Annotated in this window: 22 protein-coding genes and 1 riboswitch; of the genes, 8 read left to right on the top strand and 14 right to left on the bottom strand. The window is 61.4% G+C overall.

Annotated elements, in window-relative coordinates; translation table 11 throughout:
• From J5278_RS09785 to J5278_RS09775, 3 genes are all read right to left on the bottom strand, one after another.
• A complete protein-coding gene (locus J5278_RS09785; protein ID WP_209183866.1) occupies nucleotides 1–939 on the bottom strand; it encodes a carbohydrate ABC transporter permease in 939 nt (312 codons plus the stop codon).
• Complete coding sequence (locus J5278_RS09780; RefSeq protein WP_142822901.1) at nucleotides 932–1,828, bottom strand: carbohydrate ABC transporter permease; 897 nt, start codon at nucleotides 1,826–1,828, stop codon at nucleotides 932–934. Before J5278_RS09780 ends, J5278_RS09785 begins: the two co-directional genes overlap by 8 nt.
• Nucleotides 1,829–1,894: 66 nt before the next feature.
• Nucleotides 1,895–3,133: an ABC transporter substrate-binding protein gene (locus J5278_RS09775; protein WP_209183867.1), complete on the bottom strand. Its 1,239-nt coding sequence runs from the start codon at nucleotides 3,131–3,133 to the stop codon at nucleotides 1,895–1,897.
• Between the two features lie 445 nt (nucleotides 3,134–3,578).
• Between J5278_RS09775 and J5278_RS09770 the strand changes: the two genes are divergently transcribed.
• Nucleotides 3,579–4,619 carry a LacI family transcriptional regulator gene (locus J5278_RS09770; protein WP_209183868.1) on the top strand — a complete coding sequence of 347 codons (1,041 nt, stop codon included), beginning with the start codon at nucleotides 3,579–3,581 and terminating at the stop codon, nucleotides 4,617–4,619.
• 92 nt (nucleotides 4,620–4,711) lie between these two features.
• Here the strand turns inward: J5278_RS09770 and gndA are convergent, their stop codons facing one another.
• Nucleotides 4,712–6,139, bottom strand: coding sequence for an NADP-dependent phosphogluconate dehydrogenase (gndA, locus tag J5278_RS09765; protein ID WP_209183869.1), 1,428 nt, complete (start codon nucleotides 6,137–6,139; stop codon nucleotides 4,712–4,714).
• A gap of 205 nt (nucleotides 6,140–6,344) precedes the next feature.
• Between gndA and J5278_RS09760 the strand changes: the two genes are divergently transcribed.
• Nucleotides 6,345–6,752 (top strand): SRPBCC family protein, encoded by a 408-nt coding sequence (locus J5278_RS09760; protein WP_209183870.1) that lies wholly within the window; start codon nucleotides 6,345–6,347, stop codon nucleotides 6,750–6,752.
• Here J5278_RS09760 and J5278_RS09755 read toward each other — a convergent pair.
• The 4 genes from J5278_RS09755 to J5278_RS09740 are packed head-to-tail and all read right to left on the bottom strand — an operon-like array spanning nucleotide 6,749 to nucleotide 10,796.
• A complete protein-coding gene (locus J5278_RS09755; RefSeq protein ID WP_209183871.1) occupies nucleotides 6,749–7,360 on the bottom strand; it encodes an ABC-type transport auxiliary lipoprotein family protein in 612 nt (203 codons plus the stop codon). The genes J5278_RS09760 and J5278_RS09755 overlap by 4 nt on opposite strands.
• Before the next feature lie 32 nt (nucleotides 7,361–7,392).
• Complete coding sequence (locus J5278_RS09750; protein ID WP_142822911.1) at nucleotides 7,393–8,763, bottom strand: MlaD family protein; 1,371 nt, start codon at nucleotides 8,761–8,763, stop codon at nucleotides 7,393–7,395.
• A 4-nt stretch (nucleotides 8,764–8,767) separates the two neighbouring features.
• A complete protein-coding gene (locus J5278_RS09745; protein ID WP_142822913.1) occupies nucleotides 8,768–9,589 on the bottom strand; it encodes an ABC transporter ATP-binding protein in 822 nt (273 codons plus the stop codon).
• Nucleotides 9,590–9,635: 46 nt separating this feature from the next.
• Nucleotides 9,636–10,796 carry an ABC transporter permease gene (locus tag J5278_RS09740; protein WP_111221833.1) on the bottom strand — a complete coding sequence of 387 codons (1,161 nt, stop codon included), beginning with the start codon at nucleotides 10,794–10,796 and terminating at the stop codon, nucleotides 9,636–9,638.
• Between the two features lie 109 nt (nucleotides 10,797–10,905).
• On the opposite strand from J5278_RS09740, the gene dgcA reads away from it, so the two are divergent.
• Nucleotides 10,906–11,889, top strand: coding sequence for an N-acetyl-D-Glu racemase DgcA (dgcA, locus tag J5278_RS09735; protein WP_209183872.1), 984 nt, complete (start codon nucleotides 10,906–10,908; stop codon nucleotides 11,887–11,889).
• Here dgcA and J5278_RS09730 read toward each other — a convergent pair.
• Nucleotides 11,841–13,064: an MFS transporter gene (locus J5278_RS09730; RefSeq protein ID WP_209183873.1), complete on the bottom strand. Its 1,224-nt coding sequence runs from the start codon at nucleotides 13,062–13,064 to the stop codon at nucleotides 11,841–11,843. The genes dgcA and J5278_RS09730 overlap by 49 nt on opposite strands.
• Before the next feature lie 107 nt (nucleotides 13,065–13,171).
• On the bottom strand, nucleotides 13,172–14,038 hold the full coding sequence (locus tag J5278_RS09725; RefSeq protein ID WP_209183874.1) for a UDP-2,3-diacylglucosamine diphosphatase: 867 nt from the start codon (nucleotides 14,036–14,038) through the stop codon (nucleotides 13,172–13,174).
• A 235-nt stretch (nucleotides 14,039–14,273) separates the two neighbouring features.
• Between J5278_RS09725 and J5278_RS09720 the strand changes: the two genes are divergently transcribed.
• Nucleotides 14,274–16,586 carry an NADP-dependent malic enzyme gene (locus J5278_RS09720; protein WP_209183875.1) on the top strand — a complete coding sequence of 771 codons (2,313 nt, stop codon included), beginning with the start codon at nucleotides 14,274–14,276 and terminating at the stop codon, nucleotides 16,584–16,586.
• A gap of 104 nt (nucleotides 16,587–16,690) precedes the next feature.
• On the top strand, nucleotides 16,691–17,896 hold the full coding sequence (locus J5278_RS09715) for a DUF2865 domain-containing protein (RefSeq protein WP_209183876.1): 1,206 nt from the start codon (nucleotides 16,691–16,693) through the stop codon (nucleotides 17,894–17,896).
• 3 nt (nucleotides 17,897–17,899) lie between these two features.
• Here the strand turns inward: J5278_RS09715 and bluB are convergent, their stop codons facing one another.
• Complete coding sequence (gene bluB, locus J5278_RS09710; protein ID WP_209183877.1) at nucleotides 17,900–18,589, bottom strand: 5,6-dimethylbenzimidazole synthase; 690 nt, start codon at nucleotides 18,587–18,589, stop codon at nucleotides 17,900–17,902.
• Nucleotides 18,590–18,632: 43 nt separating this feature from the next.
• A riboswitch (cobalamin riboswitch) is annotated at nucleotides 18,633–18,833 on the bottom strand.
• Between the two features lie 38 nt (nucleotides 18,834–18,871).
• A complete protein-coding gene (locus J5278_RS09705) occupies nucleotides 18,872–19,702 on the bottom strand; it encodes a PD40 domain-containing protein (RefSeq protein ID WP_209183878.1) in 831 nt (276 codons plus the stop codon).
• A gap of 186 nt (nucleotides 19,703–19,888) precedes the next feature.
• Here J5278_RS09705 and J5278_RS09700 point away from each other — a divergent pair, with 186 nt between their 5' ends.
• Nucleotides 19,889–20,419 (top strand): DUF1003 domain-containing protein, encoded by a 531-nt coding sequence (locus J5278_RS09700; protein ID WP_142822927.1) that lies wholly within the window; start codon nucleotides 19,889–19,891, stop codon nucleotides 20,417–20,419.
• 31 nt (nucleotides 20,420–20,450) lie between these two features.
• Here the strand turns inward: J5278_RS09700 and J5278_RS09695 are convergent, their stop codons facing one another.
• Nucleotides 20,451–20,846 carry a GFA family protein gene (locus J5278_RS09695; RefSeq protein WP_209183879.1) on the bottom strand — a complete coding sequence of 132 codons (396 nt, stop codon included), beginning with the start codon at nucleotides 20,844–20,846 and terminating at the stop codon, nucleotides 20,451–20,453.
• 388 nt (nucleotides 20,847–21,234) lie between these two features.
• Here J5278_RS09695 and J5278_RS09690 point away from each other — a divergent pair, with 388 nt between their 5' ends.
• Nucleotides 21,235–21,654, top strand: a complete 420-nt coding sequence (locus J5278_RS09690) for a TadE/TadG family type IV pilus assembly protein (RefSeq protein ID WP_209183880.1) — start codon at nucleotides 21,235–21,237, stop codon at nucleotides 21,652–21,654.
• Nucleotides 21,654–23,393, top strand: a complete 1,740-nt coding sequence (locus J5278_RS09685; RefSeq protein WP_209183881.1) for a pilus assembly protein TadG-related protein — start codon at nucleotides 21,654–21,656, stop codon at nucleotides 23,391–23,393. The genes J5278_RS09690 and J5278_RS09685 overlap by 1 nt, the downstream gene beginning before the upstream one ends.
• 66 nt (nucleotides 23,394–23,459) lie before the next feature.
• Here the strand turns inward: J5278_RS09685 and J5278_RS09680 are convergent, their stop codons facing one another.
• A complete protein-coding gene (locus tag J5278_RS09680; protein ID WP_142822934.1) occupies nucleotides 23,460–24,833 on the bottom strand; it encodes a class II 3-deoxy-7-phosphoheptulonate synthase in 1,374 nt (457 codons plus the stop codon).
• Nucleotides 24,834–24,887: the final 54 nt, after the last annotated feature.

Genomic DNA, 24,887 nt, shown 5'->3' with positions numbered 1-24,887 from the left:
TCAACCCTTTACTGCGCCGGCGGCAATGCCCCGGACGAAAAGCCGTCCCGAGACGAAATAGACGATCAGCGGAACGAGGCCGGTGAGGATCGTCGCGGCCATATTGACGTTGTATTCCTTCACGCCCTGAACGGAATTGACGATGTTGTTCAACTGCACCGTCATCGGATAGAGATCGGGCGTCGTGTAGACGACCCCGAACAGGAAGTCGTTCCAGATACCGGTGACCTGCAGGATCATCGCGACGACGAAGATCGGCAGCGACATCGGCACCATGATCTTGAAGTAGATGCCCCAGAAGCCTGCGCCATCGACGCGGGCCGCCTTGAACAGTTCCTGCGGCAGGGATGTGAAGTAGTTGCGGAACAGCAGCGTCAGGATCGGCATGCCGAAGACCGAATGCACCAGCACCAGTCCCGTCAGCGAGCCGTAAAGCCCGATCGAGCGAAGCATGATGACGATCGGGTAGAGCATGACCTGATAGGGCACGAAGGCGCCGAAGATCAGGATCGTGAAGAACAGCTGGGCTCCCTTGAAGCGCCAGTTGGCGAGCGCGTAGCCGTTGACCGAGGCGATGGCGATCGAAATCAGCACCGACGGCAGGGTGATCCTGACCGAATTCCAGAACCCGCGGCTCAGTCCGTCGCAATTGAGGCCGGTGCAGGCGGAGGACCAGGCCTTCACCCAGGGCTCGAAGGTGATCTCCATCGGCGGTGAGAAGATGTTGCCCATGCGGATCTCGGGCATGCCCTTAAGCGACGTGACGATCATCACGTAGAGCGGCAGGAGATAGTAGGCCGCAACGACGAACAGCGTTCCGTAGAGCATGATGTTGCGGGGCGAAACGATTCGCCGGGGCTTGGCACCGCTCGGGCCGGAAAGCGTACGCGGTGCCGCCATGCCGGGGGCTGGTTGATTGACTGCGAGCACGTCAGGCATTCTTCCGGCCTCCGCCAAATTCGAGATAGGCCCACGGGACGACGACGATCACCACCGAGATCAACATCATCGTCGAGGCCGCGAAACCCTGGCCGAGATTTTGAGCCAGGAACATGAGGTCGTAGACATATTTGGCGGGAACTTCCGAAGCGATCCCGGGTCCGCCACCCGTCTGCGCGACAACCAGGTCGTAAAGTTTGACGATGCCGCTGGTGATGATCACCAGCGTGGTGATGAAGACCGGACGCATCATCGGGATGATGATCAGCAGGTAGGTTTTCCACATCGGGATGCCGTCCACCCGGGCCGCCTTCCATATATCCTCGTCGATACCGCGCAGGCCGGCGAGCATAAGGCACATGACGAGCCCGGTGCCCTGCCAGAGACCGGCAATCAGCACACCGTAGATGACGATCCTCTGGTCATAGAGCGGATCGAAGGTGAAGGTCGAAAAGCCTAGGCTGCGCACGATGTGCTGGATGCCGAATTCCGGGTTGAGGATCCACTGCCAGACAAGCCCCGTGACGATGAAGGACATCGCGAACGGGTAGAGGAAGATCGTTCGAAACGTGTTTTCGAACCGGATCTTCTGGTCCATCAGGGCCGCCAGCAGGAAGCCGATCAGCAGGCTGAAGATCAGCGACAATATTCCGTAGATCGCCAGGTTCTCGATGGAGATCAGCCAGCGCTGCGTCCCCCACAGCCGGCGGTACTGGTCAAGCCCGACGAAATTGAGCCGGGGCAGAAGCTTCGAGTTGGTGAAGGAATAAACGACGGTCCAGATCGTTCCGCCGGTGAAGACGCAGAGAGCCGTCAGGATCATCGGGATGGAAGCGACCTTGGCGTTGAGATTTTTGAAAAGCTGCCTCGGGCGAGCATTCTGGGGCATGGGGGCCTCGCGGTCCTGTCTCGGAAAGAGTGGCCGGCCCTGGGGGGGGCCGGCACCAAAGCGAGCTTATTCGGCGCTGCCGATGATTTCGGCATAGCTCTTCTGCGCATCTTCAGGCTTGATGCTGGCGTCGTTGAAGAACTGCGTCATCAGGTTGTTGAGCTGCGTCGTCGTGTCCGGAGTGATCAGTTCGTCCGTACTTTTGACGACGTTGCCCTTCTTCAGGACAGCCAGTCCCTTCTTCATGCAGTCATTGGCAGCCGTCAGGTCGACGTCGCCACGAACCGGCATGGAGCCCTTCTTGAGATTGAAGGCGAGCTGCCCTGCCGGCGACATCATCACGGAGGCGAGAACTTCCTGCGCCTTGGACTGGTCGGCATTGGCAAGCTTGGGGAAGTAGATCGAATCCCCGCCGGTGCTGATGTAAGGATCGGCGGCACCGAGATCGACGAGGCAGGTATAGTCCTTGCCGGCGACCTGGTTGGCCACCTGGAACTCGCCCTGCGCCCAGTCGCCCATGGACTGCGCCCCGGCCTTGCCGGTGATCACGAGGTTGGTTGCCTGGTTCCAGTCCTGCACGTTGGAACCCTTGGCCAGCTTGCGGGCGTCGTCCGCAGCCTTGAAGATCTTGGCCATCTCCGGACCGGCCGCTGCCTTTGCGTCCTTCTTCTCATAGACACTGAGATAGAGGTCCTTGCCGCCGAGGGCGAGAAGCAGGTTGTTGAACAGTCCGGTGACCTGCCAGGACTGCTGACCCAGCGCCAGCGGAAGAATGCCGGCCTTCTGCAGCGCCGGACCGGCCGCGACGAATTCATCCCAGTTCTTCGGAACAGCAACGCCAGCCTTTTCGAAAGCGGCGTTCGATAGCCACAGCCACTGCCAGGCATGGATGTTGACCGGTACGCAATAGATCTTGCCATCGACGGTGCATCCGTCGAGAAGCGATGGCGGGTTGATGACTGATTTCCAGTTTTCCTTCATCGCGACATCGTTGAGATCGCGCATCAAGCCGGCCTGGACGAGCTCTTCTGCCTGCCGACCATGGTTGAACTGCGTGGCACCCATCGGCTTGCCGCCGGTAATGCGCGAGACCATGATTGGCCGGGCTGTATCACCGGAGCCGGCAATGGCACCGTCCACCCAATGGTTGCCTGTCGCATCGAATGCTTTCGCAAACTCCTTGACCGCCGCAGCCTCCCCGCCGGACGTCCACCAATGCGTCACTTCAAGATCTGTAGCCTTCGCCGAAACGGCAGAAAGCGCCACGGAAGCCAGCATGGCGACCGTCAAAAAACGCATATTCATGAGTTCTCCTCCCTCACTGAAACGTTACAGTAAAAACGTAGAGCAATCGTTTTGAGGGCGCAACTACCTGGGCGCAATTTTCTCAGAAAAAAGCCTATCCTTCCCATTGTGAGCATCTGCTAAGCAAAAATGAGCGTTGCGCTCAGCAAAAAGGCAAATCCGATTCACGCGCCTTATTATCGCCAATGCATTGTTTTCGTGCATTTTTCTTTTTCAAGAGACCCCTCTATTTTGGTGGTTATTTCGCAGCCGCACAAATTTGCGGCATTGCAGCAGAGGCAGCAGGGATGGAGATCTCCAATGAAGAAAAGCAAAATATGGGCTCGACATCGGAACTGTATCGTTACAGATTTAGCACCTCAGATCGCCACAGGCCCACCCGTTGACGCTTGCGGTCCAAGCGCCATCATACTAAGGCGTCCCATCAGGAACGGCGTTGGACAGCATGGACAATCAAGAAAATTCAGAAGGAGACCGGCGCCCAGCCGCTATCCGCGAGCGACCGACCTTGAAAACCATCGCCTTCATGACGGGCCTCGGCATCACGACCGTGTCGAGGGCGTTGAAGGACGCCTCCGATATCGGCGCAGAAACGAAGGAGCGGGTGAAAATGGTTGCCCGCCAGCTCGGCTATCAGCCGAACCGCGCAGGCGTGCGCCTGCGCACCGGCAAGACCAACGTCATCGCCCTGGTGCTCAGCATTGACGAGGAAATTCTCGGTTTCACCAGCCAGATGGTATTCGGCATCTCCGAGGTCCTATCTGGAACGCAGTATCACCTCGTGGTGACACCCTATTCCCACGACCGCGATCCGATGATTCCCGTCCGCTACATTCTCGATACGGGGTCGGCCGACGGCGTCATCATTTCGCGCACGGAGCCGGACGATCCGCGCGTCCGGTTGCTGGCCGAGCGCAACCTGCCCTTCGTCACCCATGGCCGCACAGACATGGGCATCGTCCACCCGTTCCATGATTTCGACAACGAGGCGTTCGCCGAGGAAGCGGTCAGGGCGCTCACCGCCAAGGGCCGCCGCCGCATTGCCCTGCTGCCTCCGCCGGCGCGGCTGTCCTATTACACCCACACGCGCAACGGCTTCCAGAGCGGCTTGCTCCGCTATGGTGCCGAGGAAGTCCCGCTGAAGATCACCATCGATGCGCCGCTGGAAGAAATCCGCAACGCTATCGAGCAGCTGATGCGCTCCCCCAATGCGCCGGACGGTATCGTCTCCACAGCCGGCGGCGGTGCTATCGCCGTCAACGCGGGCATCGAGGCAGCCGGCCTGCGGCTCGGGCACAATGTCGATATGGTCGCCAAGCAATCGAGCCATATCCTGAACTGGATCAGGCCCGAGATCGTCACGATCTACGAGGACGTACGTCACGCCGGCCGCGAACTGGCGCGCTCGCTGATCCGCAGCATCGACGGCACCGGGCCGGCAGAGCTGCAAAGCATCAGCGCCCCCGTCTGGCCGGACGCCTCGTAGATAACGTCGCGACTTCAGCCGCACCCAACGAGAAGAGCCCGCCGAAACGTCGGCGGGCTCTCTCATTTTTCTAGATGGCATCTAGGGCGAAATCAGCCCTGTGCGCCGCTGCCCCAGGGGCCGTGGTGGATATCCTTGCCATCGACCCGGTCGAAGCCGTGGGCGCCGAAGAAATCGCGCTGGGCCTGGATCAGGTTGGCGGTACCCCGCGCCTGGCGATAGGCGTCGAAATAGCCGAGTGCCGAGGCAAGTGCTGGAACCGGCAGACCGGCAGTCACGGCGGCGGAGACGATGCGGCGCAGCGATGGCAGCGATTCCTTGACCATGTCGGAGAAGGCCGGCGTCACCACCAGGTTGGCGGCATCCGGCGCCTTGGTGAAGGCGCTGGTGATTTCATCCAGGAACTGCGAGCGAATGATGCAGCCGGCGCGCCAGATCTTGGCGATAACAGGCATTGGCAGCGACCAGTCGAACTGGCGCGATGCCTCGGCCATGACGGCGAAGCCCTGCGCATAGGCGCCGATCTTTGCCGCGAACAAGGCCATTTCCAGATCGTTCAGCAGGTCGGCGCCAAATGTCATCGGAAATTCGTTTGTCGGTGCGCCAAAGATCTTTTCGGCGGCCTCGCGCTGCTCCTTCATCGACGACAGGCTACGGGCAGCCACGGCTGCCTCGATGGCGGTTGCCGGGATGCCCATGTTCTGCGCTTCGATCACCGACCACTTGCCGGTGCCCTTCTGGCCGGCCTTGTCGAGGATGATGTCAGGCATGGCAGTCCCTGTGGTCGGGTCTTTCGCCGCCAGCACCTTCTCGGTGATCTCGATAAGGTAGGAGTTCAGACGACCCTTGTTCCAGTCGCCGAAAATCTTGCTGATCTCGTCCGCGCTCTTGCCGAGACCGTCGCGCAGGATGCCGTAGATCTCGGCGATCATCTGCATGTCGGCATATTCGATGCCGTTGTGGACCGTCTTGACGAAATGGCCTGCACCGTCTGTGCCGAGCCAGGCGCAGCAGTCCTCGCCGTTGTATTTGGCCGAGATCGAGGTCAGTACCTTCTCGACGCGCTTGTAGCTTTCCTCGGTGCCGCCGACCATGATCGACGGGCCGTGGCGGGCACCCTCCTCGCCGCCGGAGACGCCCATGCCAATAAAGGTCAGCTCGGTGTCCTTGAGGCGGTCGAAGCGGGCCATGGTGTCGCGGAAATTGGCGTTGCCGGCGTCGATCATGATGTCGCCCTTGGACAGATGCGGCTGCAGCGCCGCCATCTGCTGGTCGACGGGTTCGCCGGCCTTGATCATGATGATGATCGGCCGTGGCGGCCGGATAGCCTCCACGAACTCCTCGATCGTCCGGCAAGGGATGATCTGCTTCTTGAGGTCACCAGCACTCTCGTAGAACTCGTCGGTAACCGAGGTGGTCCGATTGAACACGGCGATCCGATTGCCTTTTTCAGCGATGTTCAGTGCGAGGTTGGACCCCATGACCGCAAGGCCGATGAGACCGATTTCTGCCTTTTCCACGACAACTCTCCCTTGTTGAAACTTGGACGGACTTTGTCGCACCACCATCGGCCATGGGCAAGCCTTGCCGTGTTCAAAACGGATCGATTGACAGAACCAGGCAGGATTACCGTAGGATCGGGCAAGGGGTTTTGCGGCCGCAAATTGCGGCACTGCGCCTATATCGCGGAACCTCATAGGAACAAGGGGACGCCAGGAGGGAAAGATGTCCGCAATGGCGGCAAAGATTGTCCATGTAACCATCCATCGCGACTGTCGGGCGGTCTACGACTTTGCATCGAAGCCGGAAAACATGCCGCTTTGGGCATCCGGCCTGGCGACTGCCCTCGTGCCCGACGGTGCTGACTGGATCGCAGCCGGAGCGCTTGGCACCGTGCGGATCGCCTTTGCGCCGCCGAACGACTTCGGCGTCATCGACCATACCGTCACCGAGCCTTCCGGCCGGCAATTCTACAATGCACTGAGGGTCGTTAGGAACGGCGCCGGGTGCGAAGTGATGTTCACCCTGCTGCGCGTCGAAGGCATGACGGATGCGCAGTTCGAAGCCGATGCCGAGCACGTCGCCAGGGATCTGGCGACGCTGAAGGGGCTGATGGAGAGCGAGGCGCCCTAGATGCTTTTCAGCGTCCAGTCGACGATCTGAGCCGACACGGATGCGAAGGCCTTGTCGAGCGACTTAACATAGGCGTCGTTGGTCGTGCCGGTCGTCGGCACGGCGACGCGGAAGACGTCCTGCTTGCGCACGGTGCCGGTCTTGTCGTTGAGGATCTTGGCCGAGATCTCTACGACTGCTGCCTGCTTGGTGGTATCGATCTCGAACGCGCGGATATCGGTCACGACCTGGTAATCGATTGCCAGACCCTGGCCGGGAACGCCGACGCCGCCGACCTTGCCGGAGTTCTCGAAGGCTTCCACCAGCTTCGACTGCACCATGCGGCTGAGCTTGTCGCTCCACTGCGCCTTGGCGAGATACTGCAACTCGGAGCCGCTGACCCGCACAACGATCTGGTTGCTGTCGATGGCGCTGAGCGCCGTCGGTGCAGGTACCAGGATCTGCTTGCCATGGGCTGCCGGACCCTTGCCGCTGACATTGGCAGCCAGATCGAACGTATCGTTCTTGGCGCCACCACCACAGGCCGTCAGCAGCACGGCCACCAATGGCAAAGCCACTGCGGACCTGCGTGCCGCGAACCAACCCTGAACCGAACCATATTCGAACATGCTGCGCCTACCCCTTGAAACCTTGCCGCCGGTCAATGCCGTGTCCGCCCGTTATACTGCTTGACGGTGTCGCCACCGAACAGCAGGCGCTGCGGGTTCTTGTCGAAATTGCTGATCGTGTCGTTCAGATTCTGTACCGTCCGCCTTGTATCGTTGACCAGCGTCTGCACGTCGTTCAGGCCACCGGCCGAAAAGCGCTGCAGGTTGTCGGCGATCGGTCCGATACGCGAGTTGATGCTGTCGGCAACCTTCTTGAACGATTCCAGCGTGTCACGTGCTTCCGTAAACAGCGACTGGGTGTTGTCGGTTCCCAGCAACGCATCGACTTTGATCAGAATTCCATCGACGCGGGTCGAAGCAGAGTTCAGCTTGTTGGCCATCTGCGACACATCCTGGATCGTCTGGCTGATTTCGGCCTGCTTGGCCGACACGCTGGCGGTGATATCGCGGATCGAGGCGACAGCAACGCGGGCATCCTTGGTCGCCTGCGAGATATCGTCTACCGAGCCCTTGATCTTCGAAGGATCGATCGAGGCCACCAGCTGGTCGACCTTGTCGAGCGTCAGCTGAGCCTTCTTGCCGAATTCGTTGTAGGTATCCGACGTTTCCTTGATGCTGGTGATCGTTGCCTTCAGGTTGCTGGATGCATCGGCGACGTTCGCTGTCAGCTTGTCCACGTTTTTCACGACGTCGTTGATGCTCTGGGCGTCGACCGCACGAACCAGCTTCTCGACGGCATCGAGCGTCGAATTGACCTTGCCGGAGACGCTGCTGAAGGTCTTGGCGAGTTCACCAGCACTGGCAAGAAACTGATCGATATTGCCGGCATTGTCCGCAAGCGCCTTGGAGAAGGTATTGGCGTTCTTGACGGTATCGGTGAGCGGCCCACGGGCATCCTTCACGAAGCCCTGGAAATCGCCAATAGTGTCGTTGGCGCGGTCCATGATCTTGTCGGCGGTCGCCAGCAGATTGGTAACGCTCGATTGGTCGGCGAGCAGAACGGCCCGCTTGCCGGTATCGAGCGAGCGCTTGAGGATGTTTTCGTCGCCGGTGCGACCGCCGGAGAGTTCGATATAGGCAGCACCCGTCAGGCCCTGGATTTCGAGAACGGCCTTGGTCGTCTCATAGACCGGCGCATCTGCCCGCACTTCGGTGAAGGCCAGCGAATAGCGCGGATCGTCGGCATCGATCGAAAGCGTCTTGACGCTGCCGACCTGGATACCGTTGAAGCGCACCGGCGAGCCGACGCTCAGGCCGTTGGCAGATCCCGGGATACGCACGATCAGCTCGGTCATCGTACCGCCACGGCCGTATTCGGCCATCCAGTAGACGAAGCCGAATGCGGCGGCGATGACCAGGACGGTGAAAATTCCGACGATCGTGTAGTTTGCTCTGGTTTCCATGATCTCAGTTCTTCTCGCGGCTCTGGTTGCCGGGTTCTGCAGTCTCTTCGTGGCGGACGACGGTACGAGCCCGTTTGCCGCGGAAATAGGATTTCACCCAAGGTTCGTCGCAGGCAAGCATGTCGTCAACAGTTCCCTCGATCAGGACACGCTTTTGTCCGAGCACGGCAATGCGGTCGCAGACGGAAAACAGGCTGTCGAGGTCGTGGGTGACCATGTAGACGGTAAGGCCGAGTGTATCGCGCAGCTTGGCGATCAGTTCGTCGAATTGGGCAGCGCCGATAGGGTCGAGGCCGGAGGTCGGCTCGTCGAGGAACACCAGATCCGGATCGAGCGCCAGCGCCCGTGCCAGCGCCGCGCGCTTGATCATGCCGCCCGACAGTTCCGACGGATATTTGTCAGCCGCATCCGAGGCGAGACCGGCAAGCCGGATCTTCATATGCGCAAGCTCGTCCATCATCGAAACCGGCAGGTCGAGATATTCGCGCATTGGCACCTGGATGTTTTCCTTCACCGTCAGTGATGAAAACAGCGCACCTTGCTGGAAAAGCACGCCGAGACGCATGTCGAGCTTGTTGCGGTTCGATTCGTCGAGCGAATCGTAGTCTGTACCGAGAATTTTGATCGTCCCGGCGCTGCGCGGCAGAAGCCGCAGCACGGTGCGCATCAGCACCGACTTGCCGGCACCGGAGGGACCGACGAAGCCGAGGATTTCCCCGCGATAGATGTCGAGATCGAGCTTGTCGAGCACGATTTTCGGGCCGAAGTTCACCGTGACGCCACGCGCCGACAGCACGACGTCGCGGCCATCCGCGGCGCGTTCCATCTGTGTGTCATCCCGGTCTGGCTGAGGCGCGTCCAAATGCTGGTCCTTAAAAATCGATTGCGGCGTAGAAGATGGCAAACACACCGTCCATCATGATGACGACGAAGATCGACTTCACCACGGAAGATGTCACGTGCTGACCCAGAGACTCGGCGCTGCCGCCGACCTTCAGGCCTTCGACTGCGGCGACGATACCGATCACCAGCGCCATGAAAGGCGCCTTGATCATACCCGATATCACCGTCGATACGCTGATTGCCTCGTGCAGACGGGCAATGAAGGTCGCAAAAGTGATGCCCGAATAGGTGTAGGTGACGGTCGCGGCACCCAGCAGCGATGCAAAGTTGGCCAAGACCGTCAGCAGCGGCAGGGCGATGGTCAGCGCCACCAGCCGCGGAAAAATCAGCACGCCGATCGGGTTCAGGCCCATGACCTTCAGCGCGTCGACTTCTTCGCGCATCTTCATCGAGCCGATTTCGGCCGTGATCGCACTGCCCGAACGGCCGGCGATCATGATGGCGGTCAGCAGCACACCGATTTCACGCAGCTGCAGGATGCCGACCAGATCGACCACGAAAACTTCGGCGCCGAAATAGCGCAGCTGGAAGGCGCTCTGCTGGGCGATGATGGCGCCAATGAGGTAGGACATCACCAGGATGATCGGCACGGCGCGAACGCCCATGTGATCGAGCTGGTTGACGATGGATGCCGGAGAAACACCGCTGCCGCGACCGAGCTTCAGCTGCGCACCGCGCACGGCCGAGCCCAGGATGTACATCGCAGCCACGAAGAAGCTGCCGAGCTCGGCGACTTTCTCACCCATCGGCGAGAAAATCCGGTCGAGCAGCGGCACTTTCGGCTTTTCCTGGGCCGCGATCTCGCTTGCATCCTCGTCGAAGGATTTCAGCAGTTCGTCGATGTGGTCGTTCGATCCTTCGATCGTGACGGTCGCATCGTGCGATTCCTGGCTGAGCTTCAGCCTGCGGATCAGCAGCACGCCCGCAGTATCGACATCAGACAGGCCGGTCAGGTCGATGACGACGTCACCGCCGCTCGTGCGCTTGGAAAGGTCGTCTATTCGTCGCAGCACGCCGTGAATGCTGGCGCTGCGCCAATTGCCTGCAAGCCGGTAACGATGACCGGAACCATCGGCCTCATCGTCGATCGTCGGCGCATCCGGTATGTTTTCAGCTACGCTCAAACTCATGCGTCTTTCAGATTGGCGGCATCATGCCGACTCAGCGATGTATCGCATCCCGCTCATTACGCGACTATACAGAAACGATCTACAGTCTCGTGCCGCAGAAAGAGCAGATATGTCACGCCTTCTCAATGTCCAAATGAATTCCTGGCCGATCGCCGGCACATTCACAATTTCGCGTGGCAGTAAGACCACAGCGGAGGTCGTCACATGCAACATTAGCGAGAGCGAATGGCAGGGAAGTGGCGAATGCGTGCCGTATCGGCGCTACGGCGAGACAATCGAAAGTGTCATTTCGGAGATCGAGTCGGTCCGGACTGCCGTCGAATCAGGCATGACTCGCGAAGAGTTGGCGGTCGCCATGAAGCCCGGCGCTGCCCGAAACGCCGTCGACTGCGCGCTCTGGGATCTCGAGGCAAAGCGCTCCGGTATATCGGTGGCGCGGACCATTGGCCTCTTGACGATGGAGCCTCGCACGACCGCCTTTACGATTTCGCTGGGCGAGCCCGAGGTCATGGCGGCAGCAGCCGGCGCACAGGCGCACCGCACCCTGCTGAAAGTCAAGATCGGCACCTCCGACGACGAAAGCCGTATCCGCGCGGTACGCATGGCAGCGCCGCAATCGGCGATCATCCTCGATGCGAATGAAGGATGGACGGAAGACAATCTTGCCCGCCACCTCGAGATCTCCGCCGAAGCAGGGATTGCCCTGGTCGAGCAGCCCCTGCCCGCCGGCAACGACAGGCTGCTGGCAACTATCAGAAGGCCCGTCCCCGTCTGCGCCGACGAAAGCGTCCATCACACCGGCGATCTCGAAAGCCTCCGCGACCGCTACGACGCCATCAACATCAAGCTCGACAAGACAGGCGGGCTGACGGAGGCCCTCCGCATGAAGGCAGATGGCGAACGGCTCGGCTTCCGGATCATGGTCGGCTGCATGGTCGGCACCTCGCTGGCGATGGCACCGGCGCTGATGCTGGCCCAGGACGCGGCCTTCGTCGATCTCGACGGACCGCTGCTGCTTTCCCGCGACCGCGAACCCGGATTGCGCTACGAGGGGTCGCTGGTCTTTCCACCGCTCTCGGAATTGTGGGGCTGAAGGCGCGAGGCGACGACGATCATGGCGAGCCCGGCAGCGGCGATCAGCGCCATCAGGTAGAAACCCGACGTGCCAAGCCAGCCGTAGACATAGCCGGAGGCGATGGTCGCGATGCCGAGGCACATGCCGTTATAGAAGAAGTAGACGCCCTGGGCCGACGCCTCCTGCGTTTCCTGCACCGTCGCCACGATGCGGCGCTGCACCCCGATATGGACGCAGGCATAGGTGAAGGCGTGAAAGCACTGCAGCACGAAGTGGCCGGCAAAGCCGAGGTCCATCGGAAAGACGATCCACCGGCAGACGCACATCGCAGCGCCGAAGCGCATCAGGGTCCAGGCGCTGAACCGGCGCCCCAACCGCTTGGAGAGGAAGAAGATCGTCACCTCGGCCGCCACCCCGGCGCTCCAGAGTATCCCCACCTGCGTGCCGGAAAAGCCGATCTGGTGCCAGTAGATCGAAGCGAATGTGTAGAACAGCGCATGGCTTGCCTGCTGGACCGAAACGCCGATCATGGTCAACAGCAGGCGCGGATTACTGAGCGCATTGCCGATGGGCGGCGCCTTGATGTCGAGCGGCAGGCCGCGCCGCCGCGTCGGCCCGATCCGGGGACAATAGAGCGCCATCGCAGTCGTCAGGATGAAGCCGATAACCATCAGCGGCAGAACCATCCTGCCGCCGAACGCGCCGATCACCTGGCCGCCAATCAGCGTCGAGACAATGAAGGCTATCGATCCCCACACCCGGGTCGAGCCGTAGTCGATCCCCCAGCGCCGGACACCGGAGATGGTAATCGACTCGACCACCGGCAGGTATGGCGCATAGGTGGCGCCCTGCAGCGCATAGACCAACAGGACGGTCGCGAAGTCGTCGGTCCAGAACAGCGCGATAGCGGTCAACAGAGACAGGCCTCCCGACCAGAGAAGCACGGTCGCCCGCTCCCGCATCCTGTCGGCAAACAGCGCCACGACAGGCGCCACCAGCACACGCACGACCATCGGCAGGGCGAGAATGATGCCGATCTGCTGGTCGTTGAACTTCAGGGTCGCGAGGAACACAGGAAAGAACGGCAGGGCGATGCCGTTGACGATCAGCGGGGCACAATAGGACAGGGCGCTGCGCAGCCGGAAATAGGCAGGAGCCTCCCTGCCCGTCGAAGTCATCGTTGCGGGAATCATGACAATGCCTGATTTGGAAACGCTGATTCCCTACCACGCATTCGCCATCGCGCCTACGGCGCCTTCAGGTCGGTGGGAAATTCAAGGCGCTGGAAGGCCTTGTCCGCTCACTCGGCAGCGGTCATACCGGACGCCGCCTTTGCTTCGGCCATCATCAGCGCAAGGTCCATGGCCGGGCGCGACGGCAGGCGATCCTGGCGGCTCTCGGCCACGGCAGTAGCAGGCTTCGCGTCGAGGATCTGGCGCCAGGTGATCAGTTCGAAGCTTCCATCCTCATGCTCGGCAATCGCCGTACAGCTTTCAACCCAGTCGCCGGTGTTGATGTAGCGCAGGCCATCGATGTCCTCGATGACGGCATGGTGGATATGGCCACAAATGACCCCGTCGGCATGGTTGCGCTTGGCCTCTTCGGCCACCACGCGCTGGAACTCGCCGATGAAGTTGACCGCATGCTTGACCTGCTGCTTGGCCCAGGCTGAGAACGACCAGTAAGGCATGCCGAGCCGGCAACGAATGCTGGCGAGCGCGATATTCAACACAATGGCGACGTCGTAGGCCCAGTCGCCGAGATAAGCGAGCAGCCGGGCGTTGCGCACCACGACATCGAACTCGTCGCCGTGCAGCACGAGATATGTCTTGCCGTCGGCAGTGGTGTGGATCGCCCGTTCGGCGACCTCGATACCGCCGAAATGGTTGCCCGGGAAATCGCGCAGGAATTCGTCGTGATTACCGGGGATGTAGACGATGCGCGTGCCCTTGCGCGCCTTGCGCAGGATCTTCTGGACGACATCGTTGCAATCCTGCGGCCAGTACCAGCTGCGCTTCAGCCGCCAGCCGTCGATGATGTCGCCGACGAGGTACAGGGTATCGGCTTCGTGATAGCGCAGGAAGTCGAGAAGATAGTCCGCCTTGGCGGCCTTCGATCCCAGATGAACGTCGGAAATGAACAGGGTTCGGAAGTGTCGAGTGTCCATCAATGTCTCCACGAACGTAATGCCCGTGCCCCAATCTTCGCTGTGCCCGGAATAATCAGACTCGTGTTTCAGGAAGATGACATCACATCCAATTCGAGCGCGAAGATGGCGTAGCTTACCCTGCCGCGCATCGGCAAAATCTTGCCGCCCTGCCACAATTCCGTACTGTGCACCCCCGAGGATTGTTGTATGCAGTGACGTGAAATCGTTAGACGAATGGTAATGGAGAAGCGTGATGGACCCGCAGGATGCATCGAAGGCACAGAAGAACATGACCAGCGGTGACCTCGACGAACAGGCGCTTTTCTTCCACCGCTATCCCCGTCCGGGCAAGCTGGAGATCCAGGCGACCAAGCCGCTCGGTAACCAGCGCGACCTGGCGCTCGCCTATTCGCCGGGCGTTGCCGCTCCCTGTCTCGCCATCCGCGACAACCCTGAAATGGCTGCCGAATATACATCGCGCGCCAATCTCGTGGCCGTCATATCGAACGGCACGGCCGTGCTTGGCCTTGGCAATATCGGTCCGCTGGCCTCAAAGCCGGTGATGGAAGGCAAGGCCGTACTGTTCAAGAAGTTCGCCGGCATCGACGTCTTCGATATCGAGATCGAGGCACCGACCGTCGACGAGATGGTCTCGACGATCTCGGCACTGGAGCCGACCTTCGGCGGCATCAATCTCGAGGACATCAAGGCGCCCGAGTGCTTCGACGTCGAGCGCCGCCTGCGCGAGATGATGAAGATCCCGGTCTTCCACGACGACCAGCACGGCACTGCGATCATCGTCGCCGCCGCCATCCTGAACGGCCTGGAACTGGCCGGCAAGACGATAGAGAACGTCAAGATCGTCGCATCCGGTGCAGGCGCTGCCGCCCTCGCCTGTCTCAACCTTCTCGTCATCCTCGGCGCCAAGCGCGAAAACATCTGGGTCCACGATATCGAGGGCCTGGTCTACACCGACCGCAACGTGCTGATGGACGAGTGGAAATCCGTCTATGCCCAGCCGAGCGACAAGCGGACGCTGGCCGAATCGATCGGCGGCGCCGATGTGTTCCTCGGCCTGTCGGCCGCTGGCGTGCTGAAGCCGGAACTGCTGGTGCAGATGGCCGAAAAGCCGCTGATCATGGCGCTCGCCAATCCCAACCCCGAAATCATGCCGGAACTCGCCCGCGCCGCCCGGCCTGACGCGATGATCTGCACCGGGCGCTCGGATTTCCCGAACCAGGTCAACAACGTCCTCTGCTTCCCCTACATCTTCCGCGGCGCGCTGGATTGCGGCGCGACGACGATCAACGAGGAAATGAAGATGGCGGCGGTGCGCGCCATCGCAGCCCTTGCCCGCGAAGCCCCCTCGGATGTTGCCGCCCGCGCCTATACCGGCGAAACGCCGATCTTCGGCCCGGAATACCTGATCCCCTCGCCCTTCGACCCGCGCCTGATCCTGCGCATCGCTCCGGCCGTCGCCAAGGCTGCGGAAGAGAGCGGCGTGGCGCTTCGCCCGATCACTGATTTCGACGCCTATCTCGATACGCTCAACCGCTTCGTCTTCCGCTCCGGCTTCGTCATGAAGCCGATCTTTGCAGCTGCCAAGCTCGCTCAGCCGAAGCGCGTCGTGTTTTCCGAAGGCGAAGACGAACGCGTGCTGCGCGCCGCCCAGGTGCTGCTCGAGGAAAACACGGCCGTGCCGATCCTCATCGGCCGCCCCAGCGTCATCGAGACACGCCTGAAGCGCTACGGCCTGAAAATCCGCCCGCACACCGATTTCGAAGTCATCAACCCGGAAGACGATCCGCGCTTCCGCGATTACGCCGACCTCTATTTCTCGCTTGTCGGCCGCAGCGGCGTCATCCCGGAGGCAGCCCGCACAATCGTCCGCACCAACACCACCGTCATCGGCGCACTGGCGCTGAAGCGTGGCGACGCCGATGCACTGATCTGCGGCCTCGAAGGCCGCTACGAGCGGCACCTGCGCGTTGTCCGCCAGATTATCGGCAAGCGCGCCAATGTCCGCGACTTCTCGGCCATGAGCCTGCTGATCTCGCAACGCGGCAACACGTTCTACACGGACACCTACGTCAACTTTAATCCGACGGCCGAAGAGATTGCCGAATCGACAGTGCTGGCAGCGGAGGAAATCCGCCGCTTCGGGATCACGCCACGCGCCGCCCTTGTCTCGCATTCGAACTTCGGCTCGCGCGAATCGGAGAGCGCCACGAAGATGCGCAATGCCCTCAGGCTCATCCGGCTTGCAGCCCCCGATCTAGAGGTCGATGGCGAAATGCACGGCGACAGCGCGATTTCCGAGCATCTGCGCCGCCGCGTCATGCCGGATAGCACGCTGACCGACGAGGCCAACCTGCTGGTGTTCCCGAACCTCGATGCGGCCAACATCACGCTTGGCGTTGTCAAGGAGATGATCGACGGGCTGCATGTCGGCCCAATCCTGCTCGGAACGGCCCTGCCGGCCCATATCCTGTCGCCCTCGGTCACCTCCCGTGGCGTCGTCAACATGGCAGCCGTGGCCGTGGTCGAGGCATCGCAGCCCGGCTGATACTGACGGGACCGCCGGGCATCATCCCGGCGGTCGACCACCTGCTGCCGAGCGCAGGGCTGGCGCAAGTCTGTGGGCGCCATATATCTTGCGCGTGATAATGGATGAACTGCAACTTCGCCCCGGCTGAGGCGGACACCATCCGAACGGAGCAGGCCAAAGGCGTGACAGTGGGCTGGAAACATTCATTTTGGGCGCTTGCCGCATCCTTGGCGATGGCAGCGCCACTGGCTGCCCAGACGAACGCAATCTGCGACGACCTGCGCGGCCAGATGGCCAATCTCAGCGAAACCGTCGGCACCAACCGCCAGCTCCGGCAATACCGCACCGCCATCGCCCAGCAGATATCCGAGTTGCGCCAAGTCGAGAACGACCTTGAGGACAACGAGTGCTCGTCCGGCAGCATGGTGATCATAAACGGTGACGACGACGGCACCTGCGCGCGGATCGAGGATACCCTGCAGCGCATGCAGGAGAACCTGCAGTATCTCGTTGCCAAGCGCGACCAGATCCAGCGCGGAGACGTTTCGGAAGGACCCACGCGCAACCAGCTTTCCGCAGCGCTGCGCGCCAACGGCTGCGAAGATCAGGATAGCGGCGATACCATCATCACCAACCGCCCGGCCCCGCAGGCAGGCATCGAGCCCAGCTACCCCGCAACCCCAGGGGCAACGACGCTGGACAGCAGCGGCGGTCCATCCGGCAACGAACCGGCACCGCAATCGCCGATCCAGAGCTACGCCTTCGGTCAATCCTATGGCGGCGGCAATGTCCGCACGGTCTGTGTGCGCACTTGCGATGGCGGTTTCTTTCCGATGACCCAGAATGCATCGCCCGGCGATTTCCAGCGGGATGGCGAAACCTGCGCGAGGATGTGCCCGGGCGTAAAGACCGAGTTGTTCTTCCACCGCCTGCCCGATCAGGAAACATCGGCGATGGTCTCCGCCTCGTCGGGCACCCCCTACAGCGCCATGCCCTACGCCTTCGCCTTCCGCAAACGGCCGCCGAACGAAAAGACCAGCTGCACCTGCAATCTGCCGGCCTATTACGAGGAAATGCGAAGGCAGAACGCACTGACAAAGCCGCCAGCCGCAGGCACGCAGCAAGGCTCGATCACGACGATCATTCCAAAAGAGTCGCCGCCGGCCGTGCCGACCGCACCCGCAAAGGGCGATGCGCCGCCGGTGGAACGGCCGTACGATCCGTCAGCCGGCAATGTCCGCCAGGTCGGCCCGGCATTCCTGCAGCCCGACCAGCGCAAACTAGACCTCACCCGTCCGGCCGTACCCGGCGAGCAGCCCCAGCAATAGGCCTCAGCCCTGCGGCCGGCCCCAGCCATTCTCGAACACCAGATCCTCCAGCGGCAATCGCTGCCGCCAGCCTTTGACGGCGAGTTCCGGTTCGCCATAGAGCTCGTCTACGAACCCCAGGCAGAGCCAGGCGATCATCTCGATCCGCTCCGGTATGCCGAGCAGCGCCCGGATATCGGCGTCGTGAAAAATGCTGACCCAGCCGACGCCCACACCCTCGGCGCGCGCCGCAAGCCAGAGATTCTGCACGGCGCAGACTGTCGAATAGGCATCCATGCGCGGATTGTGGGTGCGGCCGAGCACGACGGGCCCGGCACGATCCGGATCGCAGGTGATGCAGATGCTGAGCGGCGCCTTGCGGATCCCCTCGAGCTTCAGCGACCGGTAACTCTCGCGGCGGGCACCCTCGAACTGCAGCGCTGCCTCACCATTGGCGCGCTCGAAGGCTTCGAAAGCCTTCTCGCGGATACCGGCGTCGCGCACGAGAATGAAATTCCAGGGCTGCATGAAGCCAACCGAAGGCGCGTGATGGGCAGCGCCCAGCAGCCTTGCGATCAGGTCGTCCGGCAGCGGCTGCGGCAGGAACTGGTCCCGCACGTCCCTGCGCGTTTCGATCGCATGGTAGATGGCGTCGCGCTCGGCGACGGAAAAGGCTTGTGCGCGGACGAGATCGTCCCTGCAGTCAGGTCGCATCGTTTATATCCCCAACAATGCCAACCGCCCGCCGTCCTCGCGGGATCAGTCTATCTTATCAGGCCGGTCTTCTGGCTCGGCTTCATCTGGCGATGCTGCCTTCCCGGTCGAAACCAGTGGCATATCGGAGAACTGACCGTTCCCCCTGCATCGCCATCCGCCTTACAGCGTTGGGCACGCGCCGGATTTACACCGGCTTCCCGATTCTCCCGCCTGGGCGGGCACCTGATGAAGGAGATATGCGCGATCCGGCTAGCGATGGCAAGCGGATCGCAGGCCTGCTCAGCGCTCCGGTTCGTACCGGACAAAGGCGAACTCCTCGCCATCGGGTGACCAACTCGGTACGTTGATTGTCCCCTGGCCCCCGAACAGCTCGAACAACGTCGTGATGTTGCCGCCATCCATGTCCATCAGGCGCAGGCGGACGTCGAGATCGCGCGGATGATCGAAGACGTCGCCGTCGTAGGAGAGCAGCACGACCTTGTCGCCCTTCGGCGATGGATGGGGAAACCAGTTGCCGAACTCGTCGTCGGTCACCTGCTGCAGGTCGCGACCGTCAGGCCGGATCCGCCAGATCTGCATACGGCCCGTCCGGCTGGAGTTGAAATAGATCCACGCGCCATCGGCCGACCAGTCCGGCCCGTCGTTGCGGCCCTCGCCATGGGTCAGCCGCGTCTCCGCACCGCCCTCGACCGAGATCGTGTAGATGTCGAAGAGATCGCCGCGAATGCCGCAGTAGCTGACATGCTTTCCGTCGGGCGACCAGCCGTGCCAGTAGGACGGCAGGTTTGCCGTCACCTGCCTGGGAACGCCGCCTTCCGCCGGTACGAGATAGATGCAGGACTTGCCGTACTGGACCTTGTCGCAGAGCGCGATCAGCGTACCGTCGGGCGAGATGCCATGGTCGTTGTTGCAACGGTTGGCAAAGCCTGTATCGACGCGCTCGACAGTGGCGAGCCCGTCGAGCGACAGGCGGTAGAGAAGCCCGTCATCGTTGACGAGCAGGTAGCGTCCGTCCGGCGCGAAGTTCGGCGCCTCTACGAGACGATCGGTCTGCCAGACGACCCGCCTCTGACCTGTTGCAATGTTGAAGATCTCGACCGAACTGCGCATGTCTCACCCATCCTCGAAGCCGGCGCCCGAACCAAACAGCGACCGCGGAGGTTTTAACGGCTCGCCCAACGGACATCAACTGGCTCGACCGGACGCGATTGCGTGAGGCATCGCCATTCCCATGTTTTGCCGTTGCAATTCATCGTGGCAACCGAATACTGCCGCTAACCAGCATCGGAGCCACGCATGCCCAATCTCCCGAACTTCTTTCACACCCACTTCGATAAATCGTCGGACGATCTCGGCGTCATCGAGAAGCGGGTGCTGAAGCGAGCCCGCGAACGCAAGATCATCTCGACGGATGTCAACGCCGCCTTTTCCGCAAATGCCTCCGTCGGAGAGCGGCTCGCAGACGGGATTGCCCGCGTCGGCGGATCATGGGCGTTCATCGTCTCCTTCCTGTTGTTCCTGGTCGCCTGGACGGTGCTCAACACCATCCTGCTCTCGTCACGCGCCTTCGATCCCTACCCGTTCATCTTCCTCAACCTGATCCTCTCGATGATCGCAGCCATCCAGGCGCCGATCATCATGATGTCGCAGAACCGCCAGACCGAACGCGACCGCTTCGAGGCTGCCAAGGACTACGAAGTCAACCTCAAGGCCGAACTGGAAGTCCTGTCGCTGCACGAGAAGATCGACCTGCAGGTGTTGACCGAACTGTCGGCCCTCAGGGAGGAAGTGGGCCGCATTACGAGGCTGCTGGAGGCAAAGGCCTAGCGTCTGCGGGACTGCCCCTTGCGGACGATGGCTAGTCGGATTTCGGGAACTGGGGCAGACCGTCGTGGAGGCCGTAGAAGCCTGCCTTGTCGGCGCAGTAGATGTGATGACCCATCTTCAGGTCATTCGGATCATCGAACAGGCCGGCCATGATCGAGATCTGGTCGGCATCGTCGGCGACCCAGAACAGCGCGGAACCGCAGGTCTTGCAGAACCCGCGGCTGGCAGCGGGACTGGAGCGATACCAGCTGACATTCTCACCGCCCTCGACCGTAAGGTGGTCGGTCGCCGCGTTGGTGGCGGCGAAGTAGAGGCCGGTCTGCTTGCGGCATTGCGAGCAGTGACACCCGACCACATCCCTGAGCGGACCTGTCGTCCGTATTTTCACCGCGCCGCAAAGGCAAGATCCGGTATGGTCGTCCTTCATAGCGCCTTCTCGATCCTTGTCGTTAGGTATCATCCTGATGGTGCGGCATGCAGCTGTCAACTTCAGATTTCATGACTGCAGCATCAGCCACGCTGATAGCAGACCCTTTGCTGAATGCTCCCGGCATGCCCTCGTCGAAAGACGGTTAACAGGGCATTAAGCCACCTTTTCCCCCCGTCGTTGCCATGGCCGCACCAAACAGCCGGGTCCGTCGGCCAAGGTGCGATTTTGGGACAACCTATTCTGAAACGCGCCATTCATGCGTGCGTGTGGTTCAAAAATAAACCCGCCCAAAAATTGTATAGGTAACCTAATATTAGGATATCGCAATTCAAATTAAACCAGCAGGAATGGGAAGGTTGCGGCGACCGAAGGGGAGACGGAGACGATGATCAAGACCAAATTTCGCCATTGCGAACGTGGTACCGCAGCCCTCGAATTTGCGATCATCTTTCCTGTGTTCATTCTCGTGCTGATGACGCTGATCGCCTACGGCATCTATCTCAGCGCCGCCCATTCCGTTCAGCAGATCGCGGCCAATGCAGCCCGGACAGCCATCGCCGGCGTCACCGCGGCAGAGCGGGAGCAACTGGTCAACACCTACATAACCACCTCCACCCTTAACGATGCCATTCTGAACCCGGCTAAATTCACAGTCACGGTGCAGCCGGATCCGGCCAACGCCAACCAGTTCACGGTCAAGTTGTCCTACGACGCTCAGGACCTGCCGATCTGGAACCTCTACAGCTTCGCCATGCCAAGCAAGACGATTGTACGCACCGCAACGATCCGCATGGGAGGCATCTGATGCCGATCGGAACCATCCTGCGGCGCTGGACCCTGAGCGAGCAAGGCAACGTCGCAATCCTGGCTGCCATCACCGCACCTCTCATTCTGTACTGCATGAGCCTGGGTCTCGATTATGGCATGCTGACGCTGCAGCAGCGCCGCCTGCAGCAGACGGCCGACCTGTCCGCAATTGTCGCGGCATCCGACGTCAACAATGCCCAGGCCAATATTCTCAACTACTTCAGCACCAACAACCTGAACATGGCTGTCCAGACGGCAAGCGGCTATGTCTCGAACACCGGAACGTCACCTCTTGGAGACGCCGTGAGTGCGGCAAAGTTCGACGGTATCGCAACGATAACGCTCGGCACCTACGTCGCTGATCCGACGATTGCCCTCGGCAGCCGCTTCGTGCCGGGCGCCACGCCATACGACGCCGTCAAGGTGAAAATCGAGCAGACCGGTGGACTGATTTTTGCCGCGAGTTTCGCAACCCCGCCGACCCTTCAGGCCGTCGGCACTGCATCGACGGAGAAGATTGCGGCGTTTTCGATCGGCTCGGGGCTGGCAAGCGTCAACAACGGACTTCTGAATGCCGTCCTGGGTGGCTTGCTCGGAACCAGTCTTTCCCTCAGCGCCATGGATTACAACGCGCTGCTGTCCACCAAGGTGAACGCCCTCTCGGTCGCCGACAAGCTGGCGACCAATCTCAACCTCACCGCCGGCAGCTATGCCGACACACTGGCGGCGGACGTCAAGTTCGGCGACGTGCTCAATGCAATCGGTGGTCAGGCCGGTCTCAACTCGGCCACCCGGAAAGCCATTCAATCCGTACAGACGGCGGCAAACAGTGCCCAGCTCCGGCTCAAGCTCGCCGATATATTGTCGCTCGGGCCTGTCGCCCAAAGACCCACCGGCAGCGGCTCGCAAATCAGCCTCGCTGCCAACGTCAGGGATCTGGTCACGGCCGCCGCCCTCGCCGCCAATGGCAGCAAGCAGGTTTCCGTCAATCTCGGCGGCACCATACCAGGCCTCACCACGGTGCAGATGACGATGGCCATCGGCGAACCGCCGCAAAGCACACCATCCCTGGCCGTTGGCGCCGTCGGCACGGTGGTGCGCACCTCCCAGACCCGTATCAAGCTATCCATAGCGATCGACGCACTGGCGGCGCTGGCTGGCACCAAAGTGCAGCTGCCGCTTTACGTGCATCTGGCCAATGCGACGGGAAAGCTTTCGGCCATCACCTGCCTCGGCAACGGCGCGCAGAACGCCAATGTCTCCGTCAGTACCATACCTGGCGTCGCCGATCTCTACATCGGCAACGTCGACACCACGCAGTTTTCCAATTTCGCGACCGGCCCGGACGTGACAGCTGCAACCTTGGTCAACGTGCTGGGCCTGATCACCGCCACGGCCAGCGCCCACGTCGCCATTACAAATATGACAAAGACGACGCTCACCTTCACGCCAGCCGACATAGCTGCCGGGGTGACAAAGACTGCCTCCACCACGGACACACTGACCTCCGCGATCTCGTCCCTGCTCGCCAACACCAACTATTCGATCAATATCCTGGGCCTCACCCTCGTCACCAAGGCCGTCTTTCAGCAAGCTCTGGCCATGACGCTTTCGAGCGTCAGCACGCCGCTCAACGATCTGCTCAGCAACGTGCTGCTTCTGGCCGGCGTCAAGGTCGGCCAGGCCGACGTCACGGTAACAGACGTCCGCTGCCAGCAGCCCGTACTCGTCCAATAGACGACGTCCCCAAAAAAACGGGCCGATCTTTCGACCGGCCCGTTTTCAATGTGATGTAGAGACTGCTCAGCCGTTGGCGACAAGTCGCTTTTCGTCGCGACCGCCCTTCATGCGCTCGGCCAGCAGGAAGGCGAGCTCCAGCGCCTGGTCGGCGTTGAGGCGTGGATCGCAATGGGTGTGGTAGCGATCCTGCAGGTCGTCGGCGGTGACGGCGCGGGCGCCGCCAGTGCATTCGGTGACGTCCTTGCCGGTCATCTCGATGTGGATGCCGCCCGGATGCGTGCCTTCGGCGCGGTGGATCTGGAAGAAGCTCTCGACTTCCGACAGGATGCGCTCGAACGGCCGTGTCTTGTAGTTGTTGAGCGTTATCGTGTTGCCATGCATCGGATCGCACGACCACACGACCTTGCGGCCCTCGCGCTCGACGGCGCGCACCAGCTTCGGCAGGTTGTCGGCGACCTTGTCGTGGCCGAAGCGGCAGATCAGCGTCAGGCGCCCGGCCTCGTTGGCGGGGTTGAGCACGTCTATCAGTTCCAGCAGGTTGTCGGCCGTCAGCGACGGGCCGCATTTCAGTCCGATCGGGTTCTTGATGCCACGGAAATACTCGACATGGGCGTGGTCGAGCTGGCGCGTGCGGTCGCCGATCCACAGCATGTGGCCCGAGGTCGCGTACCAGTCGCCCGAGGTCGAATCGACGCGGGTCATCGCTTCCTCATAGCCGAGCAGCAATGCTTCGTGGCTGGTGAAGAAATCGGTTTCGCGAAGGCTCGGATTGTTCTCTGCCGAGATGCCGATGGCCTTCATGAATTCCATGGTTTCGCTGATCCGGTCGGCCAGCTTGCGGTAGCGCTCGCCCTGCGGGCTGTCCTTGACGAATCCGAGCATCCATTGATGAACGTTTTCGAGGTTGGCATAGCCACCCATCGCGAAGGCGCGCAGCAGGTTCAGCGTCGCGGCGGACTGGCGGTAGGCCATGATCTGCCGTTCCGGATCAGGAATGCGGGCCTTTTCGGTGAACTCGATACCGTTGACGATGTCGCCGCGGTAGGCCGGCAGCGTCACATCGCCCTGCGTCTCGACATTCGACGAGCGCGGCTTGGCGAACTGCCCGGCGATACGACCGACCTTGACGACAGGCAGCTGGGCGCCGAACGTCAGCACCACGGCCATTTCGAGAAAGGCGCGGAAGAAATCACGGATGTTGTCGGCGCCATGTTCGGCAAAACTCTCGGCACAGTCTCCGCCCTGCAGCAGGAAGGCGTTGCCTTCGGCGACATTCGCCAGGTGCTTCTTCAGGCGACGCGCCTCGCCGGCAAAAACCAGCGGAGGATAGGTCGCAAGCTGCGCTTCCATTACCGTCACGGCATCCTTGTCCGGGTATTCCGGAACCTGGCTGATAGGCTTCTGCCGCCAGCTGCTGGGGGACCAATTCTGTACCATCGTGCTCACCTGTTTTCCGCCCGGTCTCCGCCGGTTCTCCCGCTATGTCGAAAT

Source organism: Rhizobium sp. B21/90 (assembly GCF_019355815.1).
Lineage (GTDB): Bacteria > Pseudomonadota > Alphaproteobacteria > Rhizobiales > Rhizobiaceae > Rhizobium > Rhizobium rhododendri.
The sequence above is the reverse complement of the archived record's forward strand: the minus strand, read 5'-3'. Positions and strand labels throughout refer to the sequence as shown.